16 protein-coding genes are annotated in these 19196 nt (G+C 48.5%); 9 read left to right on the top strand and 7 right to left on the bottom strand.

The genetic code is table 11. From position 1 onward, the window contains the following. Positions 1 to 53: 53 nt before the first annotated feature. Positions 54 to 758 carry an SDR family oxidoreductase gene (locus ACYVB1_RS15440; protein ID WP_460924683.1) on the bottom strand — a complete coding sequence of 235 codons (705 nt, stop codon included), beginning with the start codon at positions 756 to 758 and terminating at the stop codon, positions 54 to 56. Between the two features lie 254 nt (positions 759 to 1012). Between ACYVB1_RS15440 and ACYVB1_RS15435 the strand changes: the two genes are divergently transcribed. Continuing rightward, positions 1013 to 1612 carry a GNAT family N-acetyltransferase gene (locus tag ACYVB1_RS15435; RefSeq protein ID WP_460924682.1) on the top strand — a complete coding sequence of 200 codons (600 nt, stop codon included), beginning with the start codon at positions 1013 to 1015 and terminating at the stop codon, positions 1610 to 1612. 84 nt (positions 1613 to 1696) lie between these two features. Continuing rightward, the gene (locus tag ACYVB1_RS15430) at positions 1697 to 2290 is read left to right on the top strand and encodes a histidine phosphatase family protein (RefSeq protein ID WP_460924681.1); all 594 of its coding nucleotides are present in this window, start codon (positions 1697 to 1699) and stop codon (positions 2288 to 2290) included. Between the two features lie 125 nt (positions 2291 to 2415). Here the strand turns inward: ACYVB1_RS15430 and ACYVB1_RS15425 are convergent, their stop codons facing one another. Together ACYVB1_RS15425 and ACYVB1_RS15420 are read right to left on the bottom strand one after the other, a co-directional pair. After that, a complete protein-coding gene (locus ACYVB1_RS15425; protein WP_460924680.1) occupies positions 2416 to 3849 on the bottom strand; it encodes a RagB/SusD family nutrient uptake outer membrane protein in 1434 nt (477 codons plus the stop codon). Between the two features lie 63 nt (positions 3850 to 3912). After that, positions 3913 to 6885 (bottom strand): SusC/RagA family TonB-linked outer membrane protein, encoded by a 2973-nt coding sequence (locus ACYVB1_RS15420; RefSeq protein WP_460924679.1) that lies wholly within the window; start codon positions 6883 to 6885, stop codon positions 3913 to 3915. A 582-nt stretch (positions 6886 to 7467) separates the two neighbouring features. Here ACYVB1_RS15420 and ACYVB1_RS15415 point away from each other — a divergent pair. The 3 genes from ACYVB1_RS15415 (at position 7468) to ACYVB1_RS15405 (ending at position 9842) form a co-directional block, all read left to right on the top strand. Next, complete coding sequence (locus ACYVB1_RS15415) at positions 7468 to 7866, top strand: BlaI/MecI/CopY family transcriptional regulator (RefSeq protein WP_460924678.1); 399 nt, start codon at positions 7468 to 7470, stop codon at positions 7864 to 7866. Further along, a complete protein-coding gene (locus tag ACYVB1_RS15410) occupies positions 7850 to 9277 on the top strand; it encodes a TonB family protein (protein WP_460924677.1) in 1428 nt (475 codons plus the stop codon). The genes ACYVB1_RS15415 and ACYVB1_RS15410 overlap by 17 nt, the downstream gene beginning before the upstream one ends. 100 nt (positions 9278 to 9377) lie before the next feature. Beyond that, positions 9378 to 9842, top strand: coding sequence for an energy transducer TonB (locus tag ACYVB1_RS15405; protein ID WP_460924676.1), 465 nt, complete (start codon positions 9378 to 9380; stop codon positions 9840 to 9842). 163 nt (positions 9843 to 10005) lie between these two features. Here ACYVB1_RS15405 and surE read toward each other — a convergent pair whose 3' ends face one another. Continuing rightward, positions 10006 to 10782: a 5'/3'-nucleotidase SurE gene (surE, locus tag ACYVB1_RS15400; RefSeq protein WP_460924675.1), complete on the bottom strand. Its 777-nt coding sequence runs from the start codon at positions 10780 to 10782 to the stop codon at positions 10006 to 10008. Positions 10783 to 10900: 118 nt separating this feature from the next. On the opposite strand from surE, the gene ACYVB1_RS15395 reads away from it, so the two are divergent. The 3 genes from ACYVB1_RS15395 to ACYVB1_RS15385 all read left to right on the top strand — a co-directional run bounded on the left by ACYVB1_RS15395 (position 10901) and on the right by ACYVB1_RS15385 (position 13914). Then, positions 10901 to 11518, top strand: coding sequence for a mechanosensitive ion channel protein MscS (locus ACYVB1_RS15395; protein ID WP_460924674.1), 618 nt, complete (start codon positions 10901 to 10903; stop codon positions 11516 to 11518). Positions 11519 to 11558: 40 nt separating this feature from the next. After that, positions 11559 to 12014, top strand: coding sequence for a DoxX family protein (locus ACYVB1_RS15390; RefSeq protein ID WP_460924673.1), 456 nt, complete (start codon positions 11559 to 11561; stop codon positions 12012 to 12014). A 142-nt stretch (positions 12015 to 12156) separates the two neighbouring features. Then, on the top strand, positions 12157 to 13914 hold the full coding sequence (locus ACYVB1_RS15385) for a M14 family metallopeptidase (protein WP_460924672.1): 1758 nt from the start codon (positions 12157 to 12159) through the stop codon (positions 13912 to 13914). A 70-nt stretch (positions 13915 to 13984) separates the two neighbouring features. Here ACYVB1_RS15385 and ACYVB1_RS15380 read toward each other — a convergent pair whose 3' ends face one another. The 3 genes from ACYVB1_RS15380 to ACYVB1_RS15370 form a co-directional block, all read right to left on the bottom strand. Beyond that, entirely contained in the window at positions 13985 to 15226 is a 1242-nt protein-coding gene (locus tag ACYVB1_RS15380) for a cation:proton antiporter (RefSeq protein WP_460924671.1), read from the bottom strand. Positions 15227 to 15484: 258 nt separating this feature from the next. Then, positions 15485 to 16273, bottom strand: a complete 789-nt coding sequence (locus tag ACYVB1_RS15375; RefSeq protein ID WP_460924670.1) for a PhzF family phenazine biosynthesis protein — start codon at positions 16271 to 16273, stop codon at positions 15485 to 15487. 232 nt (positions 16274 to 16505) lie between these two features. Next, positions 16506 to 16922 carry a Dabb family protein gene (locus ACYVB1_RS15370; protein ID WP_460924669.1) on the bottom strand — a complete coding sequence of 139 codons (417 nt, stop codon included), beginning with the start codon at positions 16920 to 16922 and terminating at the stop codon, positions 16506 to 16508. A 405-nt stretch (positions 16923 to 17327) separates the two neighbouring features. Here ACYVB1_RS15370 and ACYVB1_RS15365 point away from each other — a divergent pair, with 405 nt between their 5' ends. Continuing rightward, the gene (locus tag ACYVB1_RS15365; RefSeq protein ID WP_460924668.1) at positions 17328 to 19106 is read left to right on the top strand and encodes a glycoside hydrolase family 26 protein; all 1779 of its coding nucleotides are present in this window, start codon (positions 17328 to 17330) and stop codon (positions 19104 to 19106) included. The last annotated feature ends 90 nt before the right edge of the window (positions 19107 to 19196 follow it).

Raw genomic sequence — 19196 nt, 5'->3', positions numbered from 1 at the left:
AGGAAATGCCGAAACATCGTTTACTATTCTACCTTTTCCCTCCTGCACATCTCCTAAAAGGGTTGTGCAGTCGGCCTTATCGTCATGTTGTTTACTGACACCCCCGAAGGTTTGCTCAGGGCATACAGCACTGCATCGGCTACCTCATCTGCAGAAATAGAACCGTAGCCTATGTCTTCTGCCGTATGAAAACCAGAGACGGTGTTTTCGAAGAAAGCTGTATCGGTAACGCCTGGGGCCACAACTGTTACCCTGATGGTGGGCAGCGTTTCCTGGCGCAGTGTTTCGGCCACTACTTCCAAAGCAGATTTCGTGGCGGCGTATACGCCGCCGTAAGGGTAAGCCTGCCCTGCCGAAACAGATGACATCAGTACCACATCGCCCTGCCCAGCCTCCAGCATACCCGGTACAAAAGCCCGTATCAGCCTTAAAGTGCCCATCAGGTTAATGTCAATGATTTGGCGCCACTTCTCCGGGTCTCCTTCCGTCAGTTTCTCATGAATGCCGCGCCCCGCGCAGCAAATGAGTATATCGGGTGTGCCAATTTTTTCATGCACTCCGGCAAAGAGGGCATCCACAGCGGGCGCTGCTGTTACATCGCAGGTAAAAGGGTAAACGTTGTCGGGTTGGTTAACGGGCGGTTGCAGGTCAGCTACGGCAGTTGCGACATTGGCCAAAGACAGTTTCTCCACTATGGCCCGGCCAATACCGGAGCCACCACCGCTCACCACTGCTGTTTTGCCTTTTAACTGCTGCACTCTTTGTAGAACTATGCTCCCTATATAGGAATTATTGTATCCTTCGTTAGCTAGCTAAAACGTAGTTGGGGCGGATAGGGTTGTAGATGCTGCTAAAGGTCTATATAAAAATAGACGAATTATTCTCTAACTATCCAGATGCTAAGGGGTTGAGGCTGGCACAAAATTTCTACCGCTATTCTTTGATTCTGTTGCCTGGCCCATGGTAAGTGCCGCGCTTCTATTAATTTGCAGGCTCCCAAACATCCCTGAAAATGAATTTTGAAAAGATACCCCTCCTGGAGGATGCCCGCGTGCTGCTCCGCCCCTTTCAACCCTCAGACACAGAAGCACTCCGGACTGTTGCTTTCGACGAGGAGATCTGGCGCTATATGATCACGCGCATCAGCAATGACACCGAACTGGAGGCCTGGGTACAGACCGCTATGAATGGCTATGAGTCTGGCACACGCTACACCTTTATGATAGAGGACAAAGCCACCGGTCAGTTGGCTGGCAGCACCAGCTATGGAAACATATCAGAGCCAGACAGCCGCCTTGAAATTGGCTGGACCTGGCTGAGCAAGGCCTACTGGGGCAGCGGCATGAACAGGCACTGTAAGTTCTTGCTGCTTCGGCATGCTTTTGAAGTACTGGAAATGGAGCGGGTTGAGCTGAAAGGAGATGCCCTGAACATGCGTTCCCGCAAGGCAATGCTGAAAATTGGAGCCACCGAAGAGGGCATTCTGCGCAGCCACACCCTGATGCACGACGGCCGCCGCCGCGATACCATCTACTACAGCATTCTGCGACCTGAGTGGGAGCAAATCAAAGGCACCATCTTTAAAGACCTGGCTGCACCTGACCAGGTATAACAGGCAGTATAAAAGTTGTGGCTGTTGCCTGTGCCTCTTGTTTGCGTATACCTTATCAGAGAGAACCACAAACAGCATAAGCCTTTGGAAACACAAAAGCACAGACCTCATTTACCGAAACGAATATTCCTTATCCGGCATGCGCGGCCGGAGGTGCCTGGGCAGGGCTTCTTCAGCGCAGCAGCTGCCAGCCAGTACATCTCCGACTACGATGCCGCACAGGTAGAAGAGTTTGTGCTCCAGCATGAGGCGATACCATACAAAGAAATAAAAGAGGTTTTCTGCAGCACCCTCATCCGGTCGCAGCTCACTGCCAAAGCAATTTTCGGGGAGCAGGTGCTCCTGAAGGTAAACCATAATTTCAGGGAGTTTGAGCGGAAAATATTCTCCCTCCCGCTCCTTCGGCTACCCATCAAGTTGTGGCTGGTTACCTCCCGCATTCTGTGGTTCTTCGGGCTCAACAGCAAAGGCATTGAAACCTTTAAAGAGGCAAAGTGGAGGGCCCGGAAATGCGCGGAGATGCTCGAGGAAGATGCTGAGGAGAATGCCACCACCGTACTGGTAGCGCACGGCCTGCTGAACAACTTTATCCGCTGGGAACTAAAGCGGATGGGATGGCACCAGACAGTAAAGGGCGGAAGTGGTTTTGTGAGCCTGAATGTGCTGGAGAAGAACTGAAGGCAGATGCCTCACCAGCACCTTTTTAAGATAAAAAAAGCGCCTTACCGCAATTGCAGTAAGGCGCTTTTTATTCTGCTAACCCTGCCCCCTGGCATAGCCAGGTTTAGGTTAGGCCGGTAAAATTAGTAACCCGTAGTTTGCTGTGTGCTGATGTTTGGATTCGCATCAATCTCAGCCTGCGGAATAGGCCAAGCCCACTCGCGTGCATTCGGCTCCAGCGTACAGTTTGCAGTCGTAGTGCCACAATCTTCCCGCACAAGGTTGCGTGTAGTTCTCTTCACATCAAACCATCTGTGGCCTTCACCAAACAGCTCCTTGCGTCTTTCCATTGCAATGGCATCAATCAAGGCCTGGCCTGTTAATACAACTGGCACATAACCCGCTATTCTGGCAGCACGCAATGTGTTTAAATCCTCCAGGGCACCTAGCATATCACCTGATTTCGCTCTGGCTTCAGCACGTATCAGGTACATTTCACCTGTTCTGAATACTTTCCAGTCCACCAGATTATCTAAAGCAGTTCCACGAGTTGTAAATTTATTTAAAATTCTTCTTGTATCAGGCTTTATGACTGTTGGATTGATAGAGTCTCCGTCCGCCCGAACATCTCTATATGCAAAATATGTATCGAACCTTATGTCAGCATCTTCATTATATTCCTCAACTAGCTCTTCTGAAGGCCTAAAGCGGTTACGATTAGAGGGGGCATTATGTACACCTCCACTAGGAGTACCCTCACCTGCGTTAAATGCCACCGACCAGATTACCTCGTCATCATAAAAAGCATCTGTCCAAATATCGGCAAAATCCTCTCTCTCAGCTAAAGGTATCTCCTCAATTACAAGTGTAGCATATTGCTCTGCTGCTGCGTATTCTTCCGCATACAGGCTTACACGGGCCAATATGGCTCTGGCCACTGTCTGATCGATATAGGCTCTGTTAGAAGTATTGATATCGGTATCTACATTCCCCAGAAGCGATTCTGCCTCCTCAAGATCACTGAAGATGTTGTCATACGTTTCACTAACAGTTAGTCTGGCAGGCATATCCTCCGGATCTACTGTTGTTTTGTATGGCACGCCCAGCGCAGTAGAATTTCTATCAAAGCTCTCGCCCCAGTAACGCAGCAGGTCAAAATGAACCATCGCTCTGATAGCCAGTGCCTGTCCTCTGATTCTGTTTACTCTTTCCGGATCGGTGTCAGAGAACTGTTCAATATTACGCAAAACCAGGTTAGACTGATTAATCACAGAATAGGCAGCAAGCCAGGCTATGGCTATGTCACTCTCATCAGCTGTGTATATCCAGTTTGTCTGATTAGACCAGTTCCCTAAGTCTTCATCTGTTTGTACCAGGTTGTCGGACATCATGTCCGGCAAAGTGGACCATGTACCTGTGGTTTGGCCACCGCTTGCATAATACCCTACCTGGCGGAATTGAGCATAGGCTCCTGTTAATGCGAATTGGTAATCATCCAGGCTTGTAAAAATCTGGTTCGCATCTCTCTGGAACTCTGGCTCCACATCAATTACGTCCTCGCAGGAAGAGAACGCCATAGCGCAGCTTAATCCTAAGCCTATAAATAGTTGTTTAATTCTCATTTTTGAAATTTTAATAATTTAGAAACCAACATTTAAGCCAAAAGTAACGGTACGAAGCGCAGGGTACTGTGCACCTGTCAGCGATCCGCCGCTTACTTCAGGGTCAAAGCCCTGGAAGTCTGTCCATGTTACTAAGTTCTGGCCCTGAGCAAATACTCTAATGCTGTTTATTGCGCCTATTGAATTAACAATAGAGGCAGGCAGTGAATAAGACACGTTGATGTTACGCAGCCTCAGGAAGTCGCCCTCCTCAACAAAACGCGTGGTAGACTGTCTGAAAGGAGCGCCCGGGCGAGGGATATTAGTGATATCGCCAGGTTCCTGCCATTCATTCATCAAAGAAGCTGATAAATTATCATATAGGTACAGTGGGTTTTCCACATTCGCACGGTCGTTGTTGTAGATCTGGTTGCCTCTAACAAAGCTGAAGAAGGAACTTACTTCCAGGCCCTTGAAATTAAGAGAAGTACCAAAACCGCCAAAGAAAGGAGCCTCTGTTGTACCCACAATTACACGGTCGTTCGGGCTATAAGTTTCCGTGATATCGCCCTCCGCAGTATAGTACTGTGCGTTTCCATTGTCTGGGTTTACACCGGCATAACGTACCACATAAAGCGAATTCATTGGCTCTCCAACACGGTTAGTATACAGGCCGTTAACAATTTCTTCCTCTTCGCCTACTAGTTGTGTTACCTCGTTTCTGTTGTATGTTAAGCTAACATTGGCGCTCCAGGTAAAATCCGGGGTGGCTACGATGTCACCGTTCAGGGCTAGTTCAACACCTCTGTTTCGCAATGCACCAATGTTTGAGATCAACTCCGAATAACCTGTAGTTCTGGAAAGTTGTCTGTCCAGGAACAGGTCACTTGTAACAGAGTTATAGTATTCCACTGTAGCAGCTAGTCTTCCGTTCAGGGTAGAGAACTCTAAACCAGTGTTGAACGTGGTTTTTCTTTCCCACTGTAACAGTGGATTTGCCAGCTGTGCCTGGGCCAAACCGCTTATACCACCATATACGCTACGACTGTAAAGCTCACGGGAGGCAAAATCAAGTGCGTTACCAGCGGCATCCAATAATATCTGGTTACCTGCTGAACCATAAGAAATCTTATACTTCACGTCATTGAATACGTTTGTCAGCCCCTGCATGAAAGGCTCATCAGAAACAATCCAGGAAAAGCCTACAGAACCGAAGTTTGCAAAACGTCTGTCAGCACCAAATCGGGAAGAACCGTCGCGGCGTGCGCCTAAGGTCAGGAAGTACCTGTCGCGGAAGCCATAGTTGATGTTTGTGAAGTAAGATAACAAAGCATTTTCAGTGCCTTCACCGCCAACAGCAGGTATAAAGCCGTTAGAAGCGTTACCAGGCGTAATACCAGCCTCGTTTTCGAAGGCACCACCCAATCCGTAACCTGTAAAGCTCAGGCCGCGATATACCCTGTTTACAACTTCGTTGTACAAGGCAACTGTCAGGGTGTGATCTGTACCAAACTGTGTGTCGTAAGTAGCAGAGGTTGTTCCGGTGTATCGGAAAGATCGGTTATAGCCACGGCCAAAGCTACCTGAACCACCCGTAGAGAATTGCCCGCTATAGGTCTCGGGGTCAACATAGGCAGATATTTCGTTTGATGTGAAGTCGCCACCCCAATTGGTTCTGAATGATAAGCCTTCTAGGAAAGGAGCTTTGTAGCCAACAAAAACGTTACCTACGGCTTTAATCTGCTGTCTCAGGTTGTTGTTCTCCAGCAGTTCCTGCAAAGCATTCGGCTGGCCAGATGCCATCTGCGTGTAGTTTCCGTCTTCATCATAAGGTGTTTCGTACGGGTTTGTCCAACGAATAGCGTTCAGGGGAGTAGCGATACCAGAGTTAGCCTCGCTGGTGTTGGTGAACTCAGAATAACCGAAAGTTGAGTTCAATCCAAAGTTAAAGTTACCGGCAGCAGATTCTACGTTGGCTCTAGCAGTATAACGCTCTAAGCCAGTGTTAGGCACAGTACCGGTCTGGTCGAAAACAGAGCCAGACAGGTAGTACGTAGTTTTCTCACTACCACCAGAAGCGCTTAGTGTATGGTTCTGCGTTCTGCCTGTCTTAAAGAATACATCTTCCCAGTTCGTATCTACCTGTCTCAGCCTCTCTAAGTCAGCATCATCCCATGCGTAAGGATTGCCTCTTCGCAACTCATACTCCAATTTCTGCTCTGTGTTCATGAGTTCCAGCCTGTTTTCCGGCGCTCTTGAGAAACCATACTGAACATCATAGTTAATGCGTGTTCTGCCAGCAAGGCCTTTTCTGGTAGTGATTACCACCACACCATTGGCACCTCTTGAACCATAGATAGAAGTGGCAGAGGCGTCTTTCAATACTGTAAGGCTCTCAAAGTCGGCCGGGTTCAGCGTAGAAAAGTCAGCTGCTGAGATTTGAATTCCATCCATGATGTATAGTGGCTCGCTACTGCCTAGGATGGAGCCTCTACCACGGATAATAACGTTTGCAGCTGCACCTGGCTGGCCAGAGTTCGCCTGTACCAATATACCGGGTGCTCTACCCTGCAATGCCTGGTCGAAAGAGGCAATTGGCACCTGTCTGATTTCCTCAGCCTTCACGGTAGAAACAGAGCCGGCTACCTCACGCTGTGTCTGGGTAGTATAACCCGTCACCACTAATTCAGACAGCTGTCTTGTATCCGGGCTCATGCTCACGTTAATGTTGGTTCTGTTTCCAACATTAATTTCCTGCGTGGTCATACCAATTTGTCTGAATACCAACGTTGCGTTAGCAGGATTCACATTAGCAGGAATTGTGATAGAGTATCCTCCATCAACTCCAGTGCTTGTTCCGGTGGTAGTTCCTTTCAGGATAACAGTTACACCAGGCAAACCTTGGCCTGTTTCCTGCTCGGTTACCCTGCCTGTAACTGTTCCACCTTGTGCCATTACCTGTTGTAGCAGGCAAAGCATGAAAGCAAAATTCAGTAATAAAATTTTTCTCATGTCAGGTTGTTGTTAGATAAATTAATTTGATTTCAGGAATTGTGAAGCTGCATAACAAAGTACTTCTTTAGGTATGTTCGGTGTTTCCTGGAAGCACCAAGTACATAAAGGTATACCCCTTCGCATCCCTCCCCCATTCCAACTCGAAAGTTACGCCTTTTGAAAATTATATGAAAATGAAAGTTTTAAGCCAGGAATGATATTAAACGTAAAATGGGTATAATAAAACAACCCTCCCCTACAGTTCAAGCTAATACAAATTTTGCAATAAAAGCTTCATTGTATTGAAAATAAACCTATTGTAGAGCCAGGCTTGTTACTTATATCACAAATAAACAACCCAAAATATTTATTTAAGAAAGAAAATGTATTTCTAAAAAAATTAACCTCTTTCCCAAAAAAAGTGATAATCTGCACTCCTCTTTACACATACAGGTGGTACTCCGGATACAGATGCTACTATTATACGATGGAATAAGATTATGAGGGGAAAGATACTTTTTACACAATAAACTAAACTTTTAGTTTATAAACTAAGTATTTAGTTATATATTAGTTTAACAGAGGTTGAACCACACACAGATGAAAGAATTAACCAAGGCCGAAGAAGAGATTATGCAGGTGCTCTGGAAGCTGAAACGGGCTTTTGTCCGGGACATTTTAGAGGAACTCCCCGAGCCGAAGCCTGCCTACAACACGGTGTCCACGATAGTAAGGATACTGGAGAGCAAAGGCTTTGTCGGGCACGAGGCATTTGGCAAGTCGCACCAATACTACCCCCTTGTGGCGCAGGACAGGTACAAGAGCTATTTCCTGAAGAACTTTATGAGTGGCTACTTCGGGGGTTCCTTTGAGAAGCTGGTCTCGTTCTTCGCCAAAGACAACAACCTAAATGTGCAGGAGTTGGATGAGCTGCTAAAGCAGGTAAAACAAGACATAGACACGGATAAGGAGGATCCGCAAGATGGAAACAATGCTTAGCTTTATACTTAAATCCGGCATTGCACTGCTGGTACTGTACCTGTTCTACTATGCGTTGTTACGAAACGAAACAAACTTCAGGTTTAACAGGCTCTACCTGCTACTGGCACCGGTTGTGGCGCTGTCGCTGCCGCTGGTAAAGTGGCCTGCCCTGTTCTCCCCTGATACGGCCATTGCCCAAACTCTACAGGCGATACAGTTATCGGAAGTGACGGTGACAGGTTATAGGCAGCCCGCAACAGACACTGCCCTGCTGGAGTTTATAACACCAGCCAGCCTTGCCTGGTGCATTTACCTGCTGGTGGCGCTGTTTCTTGTATTCAGGCTGTACAGGCAGCTCTGGCATATCCGCAACCTCATCTCCAGGGCAATCAGCGTACAGCAGCAACCAGGCCCTGTTCAAATCTTACAGATGGAGCAGCACTTTTCTTCTTTTGCCTTCCTGAACTATGTGTTTCTGAGCAAGCAGGAGCAGCTCAGCCCACGCGAGAAGCAACAGGTGCTGGCGCATGAACTGGCCCATGTGCAGTTGGGCCATACCTATGATATCCTGTTTTACGAGCTGCTGTCTATTCTTTTATGGTTTCACCCGGTTATCTGGTTCCTGAAAGCTGAACTCCGCAACCTACACGAGTACCAGGCCGATGCCCGTGTACTGGAGCAGCACCAGCCACAGGAGTACAGCGCCCTCTTATCAAAAGAAGTGCTCTTCAACATGGGCCTTCCTGTAGGCAGCCACTTCCAGAAGCCACAGGTGCTGCAGCGCCTGCAGATGCTGAAGCTACACGGCAAGCAGGCTGGCTGGCTAAAGCCCCTGCTTTCACTCCCCCTGCTTGTGCTGCTGTTGTTTACCCTTACCTCCCACCGGGCCACCACTGATATTGCCTCACAGCTTGCTACTACCACAAAGGAAACACCAGCACCGCAGAAGCCGCCCCTGCAGGAGTTGGCTCCTGGCACAGTTGAAAGCAAAGGAGAAACACCAACACCTGAACCAACGAAAAGAATGCCTGATACAATGGGTGAACCACCTGAAGACGTACCTGCTCAGGGAACTGAACCAACTGATAAAGTACAAGATCTCCTCCATACAAAACCTTATACCTATGTGGAACAGATGCCTCAATTTAGAGGAGGGGAAAGCGAAATGTTGAAGTACCTGGGGGAAAACATCCGATACCCGAAAGAAGCGCAAGAGGCGAAGGTGGAAGGTTTAGTAGTAGTAAGGTTCACCATTAACTACAATGGTAGCCTGGAAGATATTGAGGTCATCAAAAAACTAGGAAAAGGCACGGATGAAGAGGCCATACGCGTGGTAAAAATGATGAACGGCAGTTGGGAACCCGGCAGGCAGAACGGCAAAGTGGTTCCGGTGCAGTATACCTTGCCTATCCGGTTCGCCCTCAGGTAAAATACCCCATGTTTTTACTCATCAATTTTTGTACGGAAAATTCCGTGCTTGGAAAGCTATTGCCTTATAAAATCAATTTAAAACCAAAAATCCATTAATTATGAAAAAGCTCATTTTAATTAAACCGACACTGGTTGTTTTCCTTTTTGCCTGCCTGTTCGGAGCAGCCTCCTGCTCTACTGACGATGACCCAACTATGGAAACGCAGAAGCAAGAAGCTGTTTATGAAAAGAAAGCAGACACCTCGAAAGCATACACATATGTTGAGGAAATGCCGGAGTTTAAAGGTGGCAATGAGGCTTTGTTGTCCTTCCTGGGGAACAACATAAAATATCCGGAGGCGGCACAGGAAGCCGAGGTGGAGGGGCTGACTGTTGTAAAATTCACAGTGGAGAAAGATGGCGCTGTAACAAACATCCACACCGTCAAAAGCCTAAGTCCTGAAACGGACCAGGAGGCAGTAAGAGTGGTAAAGATGACAAGCGGAAACTGGGCCCCAGGCAAGCAGAATGGGGAAACGGTGCGGGTGGAGTACACGCTGCCGATCCGGTTTGCATTGAAATAAGCTACTTCGCCTTTAAACTACCGCCCGGCATCTTGTTGTCATTTTAAAAACCCTTTAAAATTATAACTCCAGGCTATACAACACCCTGATAACAGCACAGCCCCGGCTACAATATAGCCGGGGCTGTGCTCTATTAATGTTCACGCCTGTAGTGCTGCTTTACTTAAAACTGCCAGCCTTCGTTCATCATGCCAATGGCATGGTGGGCTGTCATGTCGAATTGGCAAGGCACGATGGAGATGTAATTGTTTACCAGCGCCCACTCGTCCGTGTCTTCGCCTTTGTCAAAGTTCACGAAGCTGCCCGTCATCCAGTAGTACTTGCGGTTGCGCGGATCCAGGCGCTCATCAAACTCCTCCTGCCACTTGGCATGGGCCTGGCGGCAGATTTTGATACCCTTGATCTTCTCGTCACTCTTTTTAGGTATGTTCACGTTGAGGGCCGTATTATCCGGAATCTTATGCTCCAGGGCCTGCCGGATAATCTGCTCCACAAACTCTTCGGTATGCGAAAAATCGGCTTCATGCCCGTAGTCGCACAGGGAAAAACCGATGGAAGGAAAGCCTTCAATAGCCGCTTCTATGGCCGCCGACATTGTGCCGGAATAAAGTACGCTGATGCTGGAGTTAGAGCCATGGTTGATGCCGCTCACCACCAGGTCGGCTTTCCTGTTTTTCAGCACATGGTGCTTTGCCAGTTTCACACAGTCTGCGGGGGTGCCGGAGCACTCGTATGCCTCCACATCCAGGTCCTCGAAAGCAATGGATTTATCTAGGCGCAGTGTATTACCGATGGTGATGGCATGTCCCATACCCGACTGCGGACTATCAGGCGCTACAACCACCACATCCCCCACCTTCATGGCCACTTTTACAAGTGCGCGTATGCCAGGTGCGGTAATGCCGTCGTCGTTTGAGACCAAGATTAATGGTTTTGCCATTTTATTATTCTAAGATTAATGTATGATAATATAAAAGAATTCGTTTTTGGTGCTAATATACTATAACCTCCTGCTGCGCTACAAGGTTTAAATAATAAAGAAAAGAAACCGTACCGATATGATAAGAAACCTGCTATATGCGATATTGTTGGGAGTAGGCATGGCTGCCTGTCTCTCACAAAACGAAAACGAATCTGCCGAAGAAAGCAACGTACAGCAACAGATCAACGCTACTGAAACGGATGCTGTTGCCGCACCTGCCCCTTCTACGCTTGTAATAGAGAAAGGACAGGTAGGAAACCTGAGAATAGGCATGCCTATCAACCAGGTGCGGGAGCAGGTACCAACAGGCATGGTTATAAACGATACCACCCTGACGCAGGAAGGACAGCAGTCTACGGCCTATGTACTGCGCCCAAAAGGGCAGGAAAAAGGGCTGCTGATAGAACAGGTTTGTGAACCCAACTGCATGGTATGGCGCATTAGCGTGGACAGCGAGGATTACAAAACAGCAAAAGGATTAGGGGTAGGGTCTAAATACGGGGAGGTGAAAGAGGCCTACTCTATCGGAACAGTGGCACTGGCGGAAGATAATTTTGTGGCCGTGTCTGAAGAGGCGGGTATGAGCTTTGTGCTGGACGACACACAGCTTCCGCAGGATGCCAGGGACAGGGGCAGGTATAACCCGGGGAATATCCCGGCAAATACGCTTGTGAAACGCATCATAATACATTAGCATCTTGCGATATTAAGCACGAATACGTATTATTGTGTTTATGGCATTTCTCCGCTCTGACTACCGATACAAAGACCTTGGTTTACTGCTGTTGCGCATTGGCATCGGTACCATGTTTATTCTGCACGGCTGGCCTAAACTGGCTGGTGGCCCTGAACGTTGGGCAGCTCTCGGGCAAAACATGGAGCTTATGGGAATTACCTTTGTCCCGGCCTTCTGGGGCTTTATGGCAGGCTTCGCTGAGGCCGTTGGCGGTTTGCTGCTGATATTGGGCCTGTTCTGGCGGGTAACATGCCTCCTGCTATTGTTCACAATGATAATTGCCACCGCCCGACATGTAGCTGCTGGCGACGGTTTCAACGGCTATTCGCATGCACTGGAGGCCGCTATCCTGTTCTTCTCACTTTTCTTCATTGGCCCTGGCAGGTACAGCCTCGACAGCAAGCTTTTCCCCACCGACAAATACCGGAACAGGTTCAGCCGGATTGTGGTATAAACTGACACATCAAGTATATTTCTGAAGCCTTGGCCCTTATGCTAAGGCTTTTTTGTTGGAGCTCTTCACAATAGCATGGCCCCACACATTTCCTCTCAAAATTCCTTAATTTCACCTCTTCATACCACGTTAACCTGACAACATGCTAACCACATTACTTTTAGCTGCCCTGCTTTCTGCAGGAGGACCCGGCCAAAACAAACCTGACCTGAAAACACCTTACGAGCAAGGCAACGGCAACCAAACCGCCACCTATGAGGAAGCTATTAACTGGTACCAGAAGCTGGACGCTGCCTACGATGAAGTGAAGATGATGCCTTACGGCTCGACAGATGCAGGCCGCCCGCTGCACCTGGTGGTGGTTTCCACTGACAAAGACTTTAACCCAGCCGCTATCCGCAAGAAAGACAAGCGTATCCTGCTTATCCAGAACGGCATCCATCCGGGAGAACCGGAAGGCATTGACGCAACTATGCTGCTGGTGCGCGATTACCTGCAGGACAGGAAGCGACGCAGGCAGCTCGACAATGTGGTGCTGGCCATAATACCGGTGTACAACATCGGCGGCGCCCTGAACCGTAACAGCCACACCCGCACGAACCAGAACGGACCAGAAAGCTACGGCTTCCGGGGGAATGCCCGTAACCTGGACCTGAACCGGGACTTTATTAAAATGGACTCCGACAACGCCAGGACCTTCCATGAAATATTCCGCGAATGGGACCCGGATGTGTTCATGGACAACCACACCTCCAACGGGGCCGATTACCAGCACGTGATGACGCTGATTGCCACGCAGCACAACAAACTGAACCCCACACTGGCAAAATACCTTTCCGGCAAAATGGTACCGGCACTGTATGCGGGCATGAAACAGGACAAGTTCCCGATGGTGCCTTACATGAACCACGCCGGCGACACACCAGACGAAGGCATCATCGGTTTTATGGAATCTCCGCGCTATGCCACAGGGTATACGACGCTCTACAACACCATTGGCTTTGTGCCCGAAACACACATGCTGAAGCCTTTCGACCAGCGCGTGAAGGCAACCTATAAGCTGATGGAGAACATGATCGAAACGGTGCACCGCGATGCAAAGGAAATCGGCACATTGCGCGCCCAGGCGAAGCAGGAAACACTGCTGCAGCAGAAATTCCCGCTGAACTGGAAACTGGACACGACTAAAGTAAGCCAGGTTCCTTTCCTGGGCTATAAAGCCAAATACAAGCCGAGTGAGGTAAGCGGCATCGACCGCCTGTATTATGACCGCAAGGCGCCGTACAGCAAAATGATTAACTACTACGATGAGTTTGTGCCTACCGTAACCGTTGAGAAACCGGTAGCCTATATCATTCCGCAGGCCTGGGACGAGGTGATTGAACGCCTGAAAACTGACAAAGTACAGCTGCAGCAACTTAAAAAGGACACCACCCTCACCCTAGACACCTACTATATCACCGATTATAAAACAAGTCAGCACCCATACGAAGGGCATTACCTGCATTCTGATGTGCAGGTAGAGACAAAGCGCATGCCGCGCCAGTTCTTTAAAGGGGATTACGTGGTCTACCTGAACCAGCCTGCTAACCGCTTTGTGGTGGAGGTACTGGAGCCACAGGCTGTGGACTCCTACTTCAACTGGAACTTCTTTGACTCTATCCTGATGCAGAAAGAGTACTTCTCATCTTATGTGTTTGAAGACTTAGCAGCAGAGTACCTGAAGAAAGACCCGGACCTACGCCAGCGCCTGGAAGCACGCAAGAAACAGGATCCGGACTTCGCAAAAAATGGGCGGGCGCAGCTGGATTTTGTATACCGCAACACACCGCACTACGAATACACGCATAACATGTACCCGGTCGGAAGGCTGATGCAGGATGTGAAGCTGCCACTCTAAAGCAGGTGTTGCCCGAAAGCAGATATGCTGTGTCTGCTTTCGGGTAGGCTTTTCTATGCCCCCAACACCTTTACGTTACTGCCTTCAATCGTTCAGTGCCGGCTTTTTCATGGTACCACTTCGCAAACATATATCCTGTAAAACCATGCACCAAAGTAGAGCCGAACACAATCAGGGTTCCTACTACCCACACCTCCTGCATGCCTACCTTTTGCAGGCTGTGCACCATGTAAAATAAAGCAGCCACTCCTATCGGGCCAAACCACCCGACGATAGCGACATCGGCTTTTTTGGGGAGGCTTTTCAGGAAAGGGGCCAGCACCAGGAAGACCGGCAGACGCCTGAGCAACAATACAGCCACCACAATAGCTACCGCTTTCCAGCCTAAAGCAAACCAGTCTTCCCAGGGGAGTATCAGCCCAAAGAAGAAAAAGATAGGAATGGTGAAAATTCGTTCCATAGCCTCCTGTACTTCCTCCTGCTCCACATCTTCTTCTGTATTCAGCACCAGGTTTGTGGCGAAGCCTGCTGCAAACACACCTATGATTCCGTTACAGCCAATCACCTCCAGCAAGCCTAACACGAATAAACCAAGGGCCAGCGAGAAGGACAGCAAGGCAGTTTCACTCATCCAATTGGCCTCCCTTGCTTTTAGAAGGAGCTTTCCAGCCACATAGCCTATCACCAACCCGAACAGAACACCGCCGCCCGTTTCCCAAAGTATTGATTTCAGCAGCCACTCCTGCAGGGCATGCGCAGGCTTTTGGATAAGGAGCAGGGGCAATAGCACGATGGGATAAGCCAGACCGTCGTTCGCACCTGACTCAAAAGATATAGCATGCCTAACCCTGTCCGGAAGTAGTTTTTTAGCTGTTTCACCTGCTACAATGGTAGAGGCTATTACAGGGTCGGTTGGCGTGACAGTAGCCCCGATCAACATGCAGAGCAGCCAGTCAAACCCGAAAATCAGGCGAATTAAAAAAGTAGAGCAGGCCCACATACCCAGCATACCGCCAAACAACATAATGCTCTGCAGGCGCCAGTGCTTTGCCAGATAACTTTTAGGCATCCGGAAGGCAGTAGCCATCAGGGCCATGCTGATGGTCAGCATACAGGCAACCTCCATGGTTGCCTCAAAGGGTCCCCAATCTTTTAAATCAATGAGATCGAGGACGAACGGCCCGAGCAATATGCCCGCACCCACTGCCAGAATAGGTTCACTTATGACTGAGCGTTTCAGCCTTTTATAAATAAGCCCGGAGGCGAGCAGCAGAAAGCTTACCACAGCAAGGGCTAAACTAAAGTCTTTCATCCAGCTTTGAATTTAGATTGTACAGTGGGTGCCGAATATGGTACTCATTTGCTGCTGCAGAAGTTGCTGCTGTTGCTGCAATTATGCAGCAACAGCGCTTTGAAAGCACAAACTTATTTAAATCAGCTGCAAGAGGGGCTGTGTTGTAATTGTATTGAACAGAAAAAGAAAAGCCACCTCAGCGGTGGCTTTTCTTTTTGTTTGTTCTGCTTGCTGGCTCATGCATTGTTCCCTGGCCCTCGCTGCACCGTCAACCCGCTACACTTCTATCTCACCAGACAAATAAGCCACGGCCTTACCTGTTATTCTCACCCTGTTTCCCATAAACTCACACTTCAGGTCTCCTTGCCTTGCCGACAGCTGCCTGGCCCTTAAAACTTTCTTATTCAGTTTCTGGCTCCAGAACGGGCTTAGGGTGGTGTGTGCAGAACCTGTTACCGGATCTTCATCAACACCTACCTGAGGCGCAAAAAACCGGGATACAAAATCAACGTCATCACCCGGGGCTGTCACAATCACACCGCGTGCTTCAACAGAGGCCAATTCTCTCAGATCAGGCTTTAAGTTCTCTATTTCTTTCTGTGTCTGGTAGAGCAGCAGGTAATCCGTTTTCCCTTTGTAAGCTTCTGCAGGGGCATTGCCTAACGCCGAAGCAAGTGCCTGTGGTGCCTCCACCTGCTGGTATACATCTGCAGGAAAATCAAGCGTTAACTCTTCTCCCTCCCTGTCCACTGTTAACAGGCCACTTCTGCGCGAGTGAAAATTGATTGTACCTGACGGATGGTCATAGAAGTGAAACAACACATAAGCCGCTGCCAGCGTGGCGTGCCCGCACAGGTCTACCTCCACCGTGGGAGTGAACCACCTAAGCGCATAGTCGCTCCCCTGTGGCACCACAAAAGCGGTTTCTGCGAGGTTATTTTCTGCGGCAATCTGCTGCATTGTCTTGTCCTCCAGCCATTCGTGCAGCACACACACGGCGGCAGGGTTTCCATGAAACACCTTGTCAGTGAAGGCGTCTACCTGGTACATTTTTATTTTACTCATATTTTAAAATTGCTTTAAATCTCTGGTGTTACGCAAGAAGTACACGCGTCTAAACATATCCCCTTTGAGGAGCATGGAGTACTTTCCCTGACAGGAACATTTCCATGATGAAGATTATTCCTTGTAAAGGAAAGTACAAAGCTTCTGCGAAACTGCTGTTGCCTACTTTCCCCCGCATCAACAGAAAAGCCACTTCGTCAGTGGCTTTTCTGTTGATGTTGATGTCATTTAATCAAACGTCCACTGAATCATACACAATCACCTTGTCCCACAGGTGTGAATAATTCTCCACAAACTTCAGGTGTACCGGGTGCTTCTGGTAAACCTCCTGCTCTTCGAGATTATTAAAGAACAGCAGCCAGGAAACCTGGTAGCCTCTTTCAATTACATCGCGGTTGGTGTTGGCTGGTACGCCTATACGGGCCAGTTGTATGGCCTTTATGTTGTTTTTCAGGGTGTTCAGGCCCTCAATAAGTTTGGCTTTGTCTTCCGCTGAATTCGGGTTTTTAAGCCAGAAATATACATGGTGCACAAAATCACCTTTTGGCTTCTGACGTGTTTTGCCCAAGGCAGGCATCAACCCGAAGAAACCGGCAAGCGACAAAGAGGTGCTGTTGCCCAGGAACGACCTTCTGGATAGCTTTTTCATATTGTTTCGTCTGCTAATGTTGTTTTACTTTATCTGTACTAACCCTCCCACCTATTCCTCTGTCCTGTCATAGTCGGTATAAAATAAGCGAATATTTTTCAATAAAGAATAAGCTTACTCGGTTCAGATATTAAATTCATATTCAGCATTTAAGCTTATGGCAAGCTACACCTTCCCCCTTAGCTTCTGCTGGTATCTTCATGTAATGACCAGTTTGCCTTTATGGCCATCGGCTGGAACATATATTCTTTGTTAGGCTTTACGCAACTCCCTTTACGATTGATCCCAGTCATCTTCGGGAACAACACCATACATTTTTTACACAGCTTCTTTCCTTGCCGTTGCTGCTTGCCAGTGTCAGAATGTTGTACTATATTATGATCAACCTAAACAAACAGCAGCAGCATGAGAAACATTAAAGTTTTATATGCAATCATAGCGTTGTTCATCATCACAGGAACGGTTGTGGTACTCCTCAAGCTTGGCCCCACTCTGAAGAGATTCTTATATGAGGATGGATTAGAGCAAAGGCTTTCGGAACCGGTTCTGGGAGTTTACGGTTTGCCACAGCATTTCCCGGCAGCAGAGGCGAATAGGATACAGCATTATACGCTTAAGTGGGAAGATAAAGGAGACTTGACACTAACTGAAGCGTTGCAATCCTCTCTTTCAGAAAGCCAGCCAACGCTCCTCACTATCGAGATGTTTGCGCGGGGGTTCTCCGGCTCCTACAGGTCGAAACTCAAGGCTGTGGCAAAGGGAAGATTTGACATTAAAATCAGGCAGATTGCCTCCATCATGTCTAAGCGGCAACGAACCACTTACGTACGCTGGAACCCGGAAATGGAAGTACCGGTCAAGCAGTTTCCATGGCAGAATCAGTCCCCTGAACTATACATCAAGGCATTCCGGCACTTTGCCCGGGTATGGAAGGCAACAGCGCCAGACACCAAAATTGTTTGGGGACCAGCGGGCTACCCTGGCGCACTGGAATGGTGGCGCGGAGAAGATGTGGTGGATTTTACCAGCATAACCCTCGCCAGCCAATCCGAATTAAATACCACCACCTATCCTCAGGAGCATTCTGTTCCTGCCATGCTGAGGCGCAAACTGCACCGAATGCGGTTCATCGATAAACCGCTTTTGATACTCGGCTCCGAAAACCTCCCCAAGCATAGTTTTAACAGCCAATGGGTGGAACTGGCAAGCAGGGAAGTTCAGCCCTACCGGCCAGCGTCATACAAAGCACTAAGCAATCAAAGCCAGCAGAAGGATTCTCCGGTTACACCAGGCAGTGTGCATGTCAAAGCAAAATCAGGAGTTGCACAGCATTTCCTGCTGGGCGTATACGACCCGAAACTACGCCTGACAAAGGAAAAATCTGTTTCCGTTGAACATCTTTTCACAGACTGGCCTGAACTAAGAAACGGACGATTCAGGAAAAAATTCGAAGGGGTTATTGCCCGCGGTCACCAGGTTGTTGTAACTGTAGAGCCCTGGCTAAACAGCAGGAAAAATGATCCGGACGTTCTGGTAAACACCCCGAGGGGCCAGTATGACAATGAGCTCCGGGAACTGTATGATGTTGTTTCAAACGCCGGGCAAACAGTTTATTTACGGTGGGCACATGAGATGGAAATCCCTATTCATCGCTATCCATGGCAAAGCCAGGACCCTATCGATTACATCAAGTGTTTCCGCTATTTTGCTACCTTCCGTCAGCCGCGCCCAGAGAATATACGATTAGTATGGGGCCCCGCCGGAGACCGCGGCTCCCTGGAGTGGTGGCCCGGAAACGATGTAGTAGACTATATTAGTTTGGCAGTATTTGGGTTACCCGATAAAAACATTACAGATTATAGAAAGCAGGAAACATTCTCCACCATTTTTAAGCGCAAGTTTTACAGAATGCGCTTTGTTGATAAACCCATCTTCATTACTGAATTTGGTGTGAAAGGCCCTGAAGAGTTTCAGAAGGTCTGGCTGGAAGAAGCAGCCCAAACCATTCACAACTATCCTGAGATTGCGGGAGTCTGCTACTTTAACCAACCCGATGAACCCAAAGCCTGGGGTGAAATCAAGGTGCCTGACTGGAGCATCAGCAAAGCAACTTTTGCGCATTTCAGTAAAAAGTTGGCCAGGCAGCAGCAACCTACTGTTACCCTCTTGCTAGGCTGTGTCTGATGAATCAAACGAAAGACCCTGTTAGCTTGTTAGTAAGTCATGAGACGATACGAGTTAACTGACGAACAGTGGGAGAAGATATCGCCTTTG

It is taken from the genome of Pontibacter brevis (genome assembly GCF_054779655.1).
Note: the sequence above shows the minus strand (reverse complement) of the source record. Positions and strands in the feature narration are given on the sequence as shown.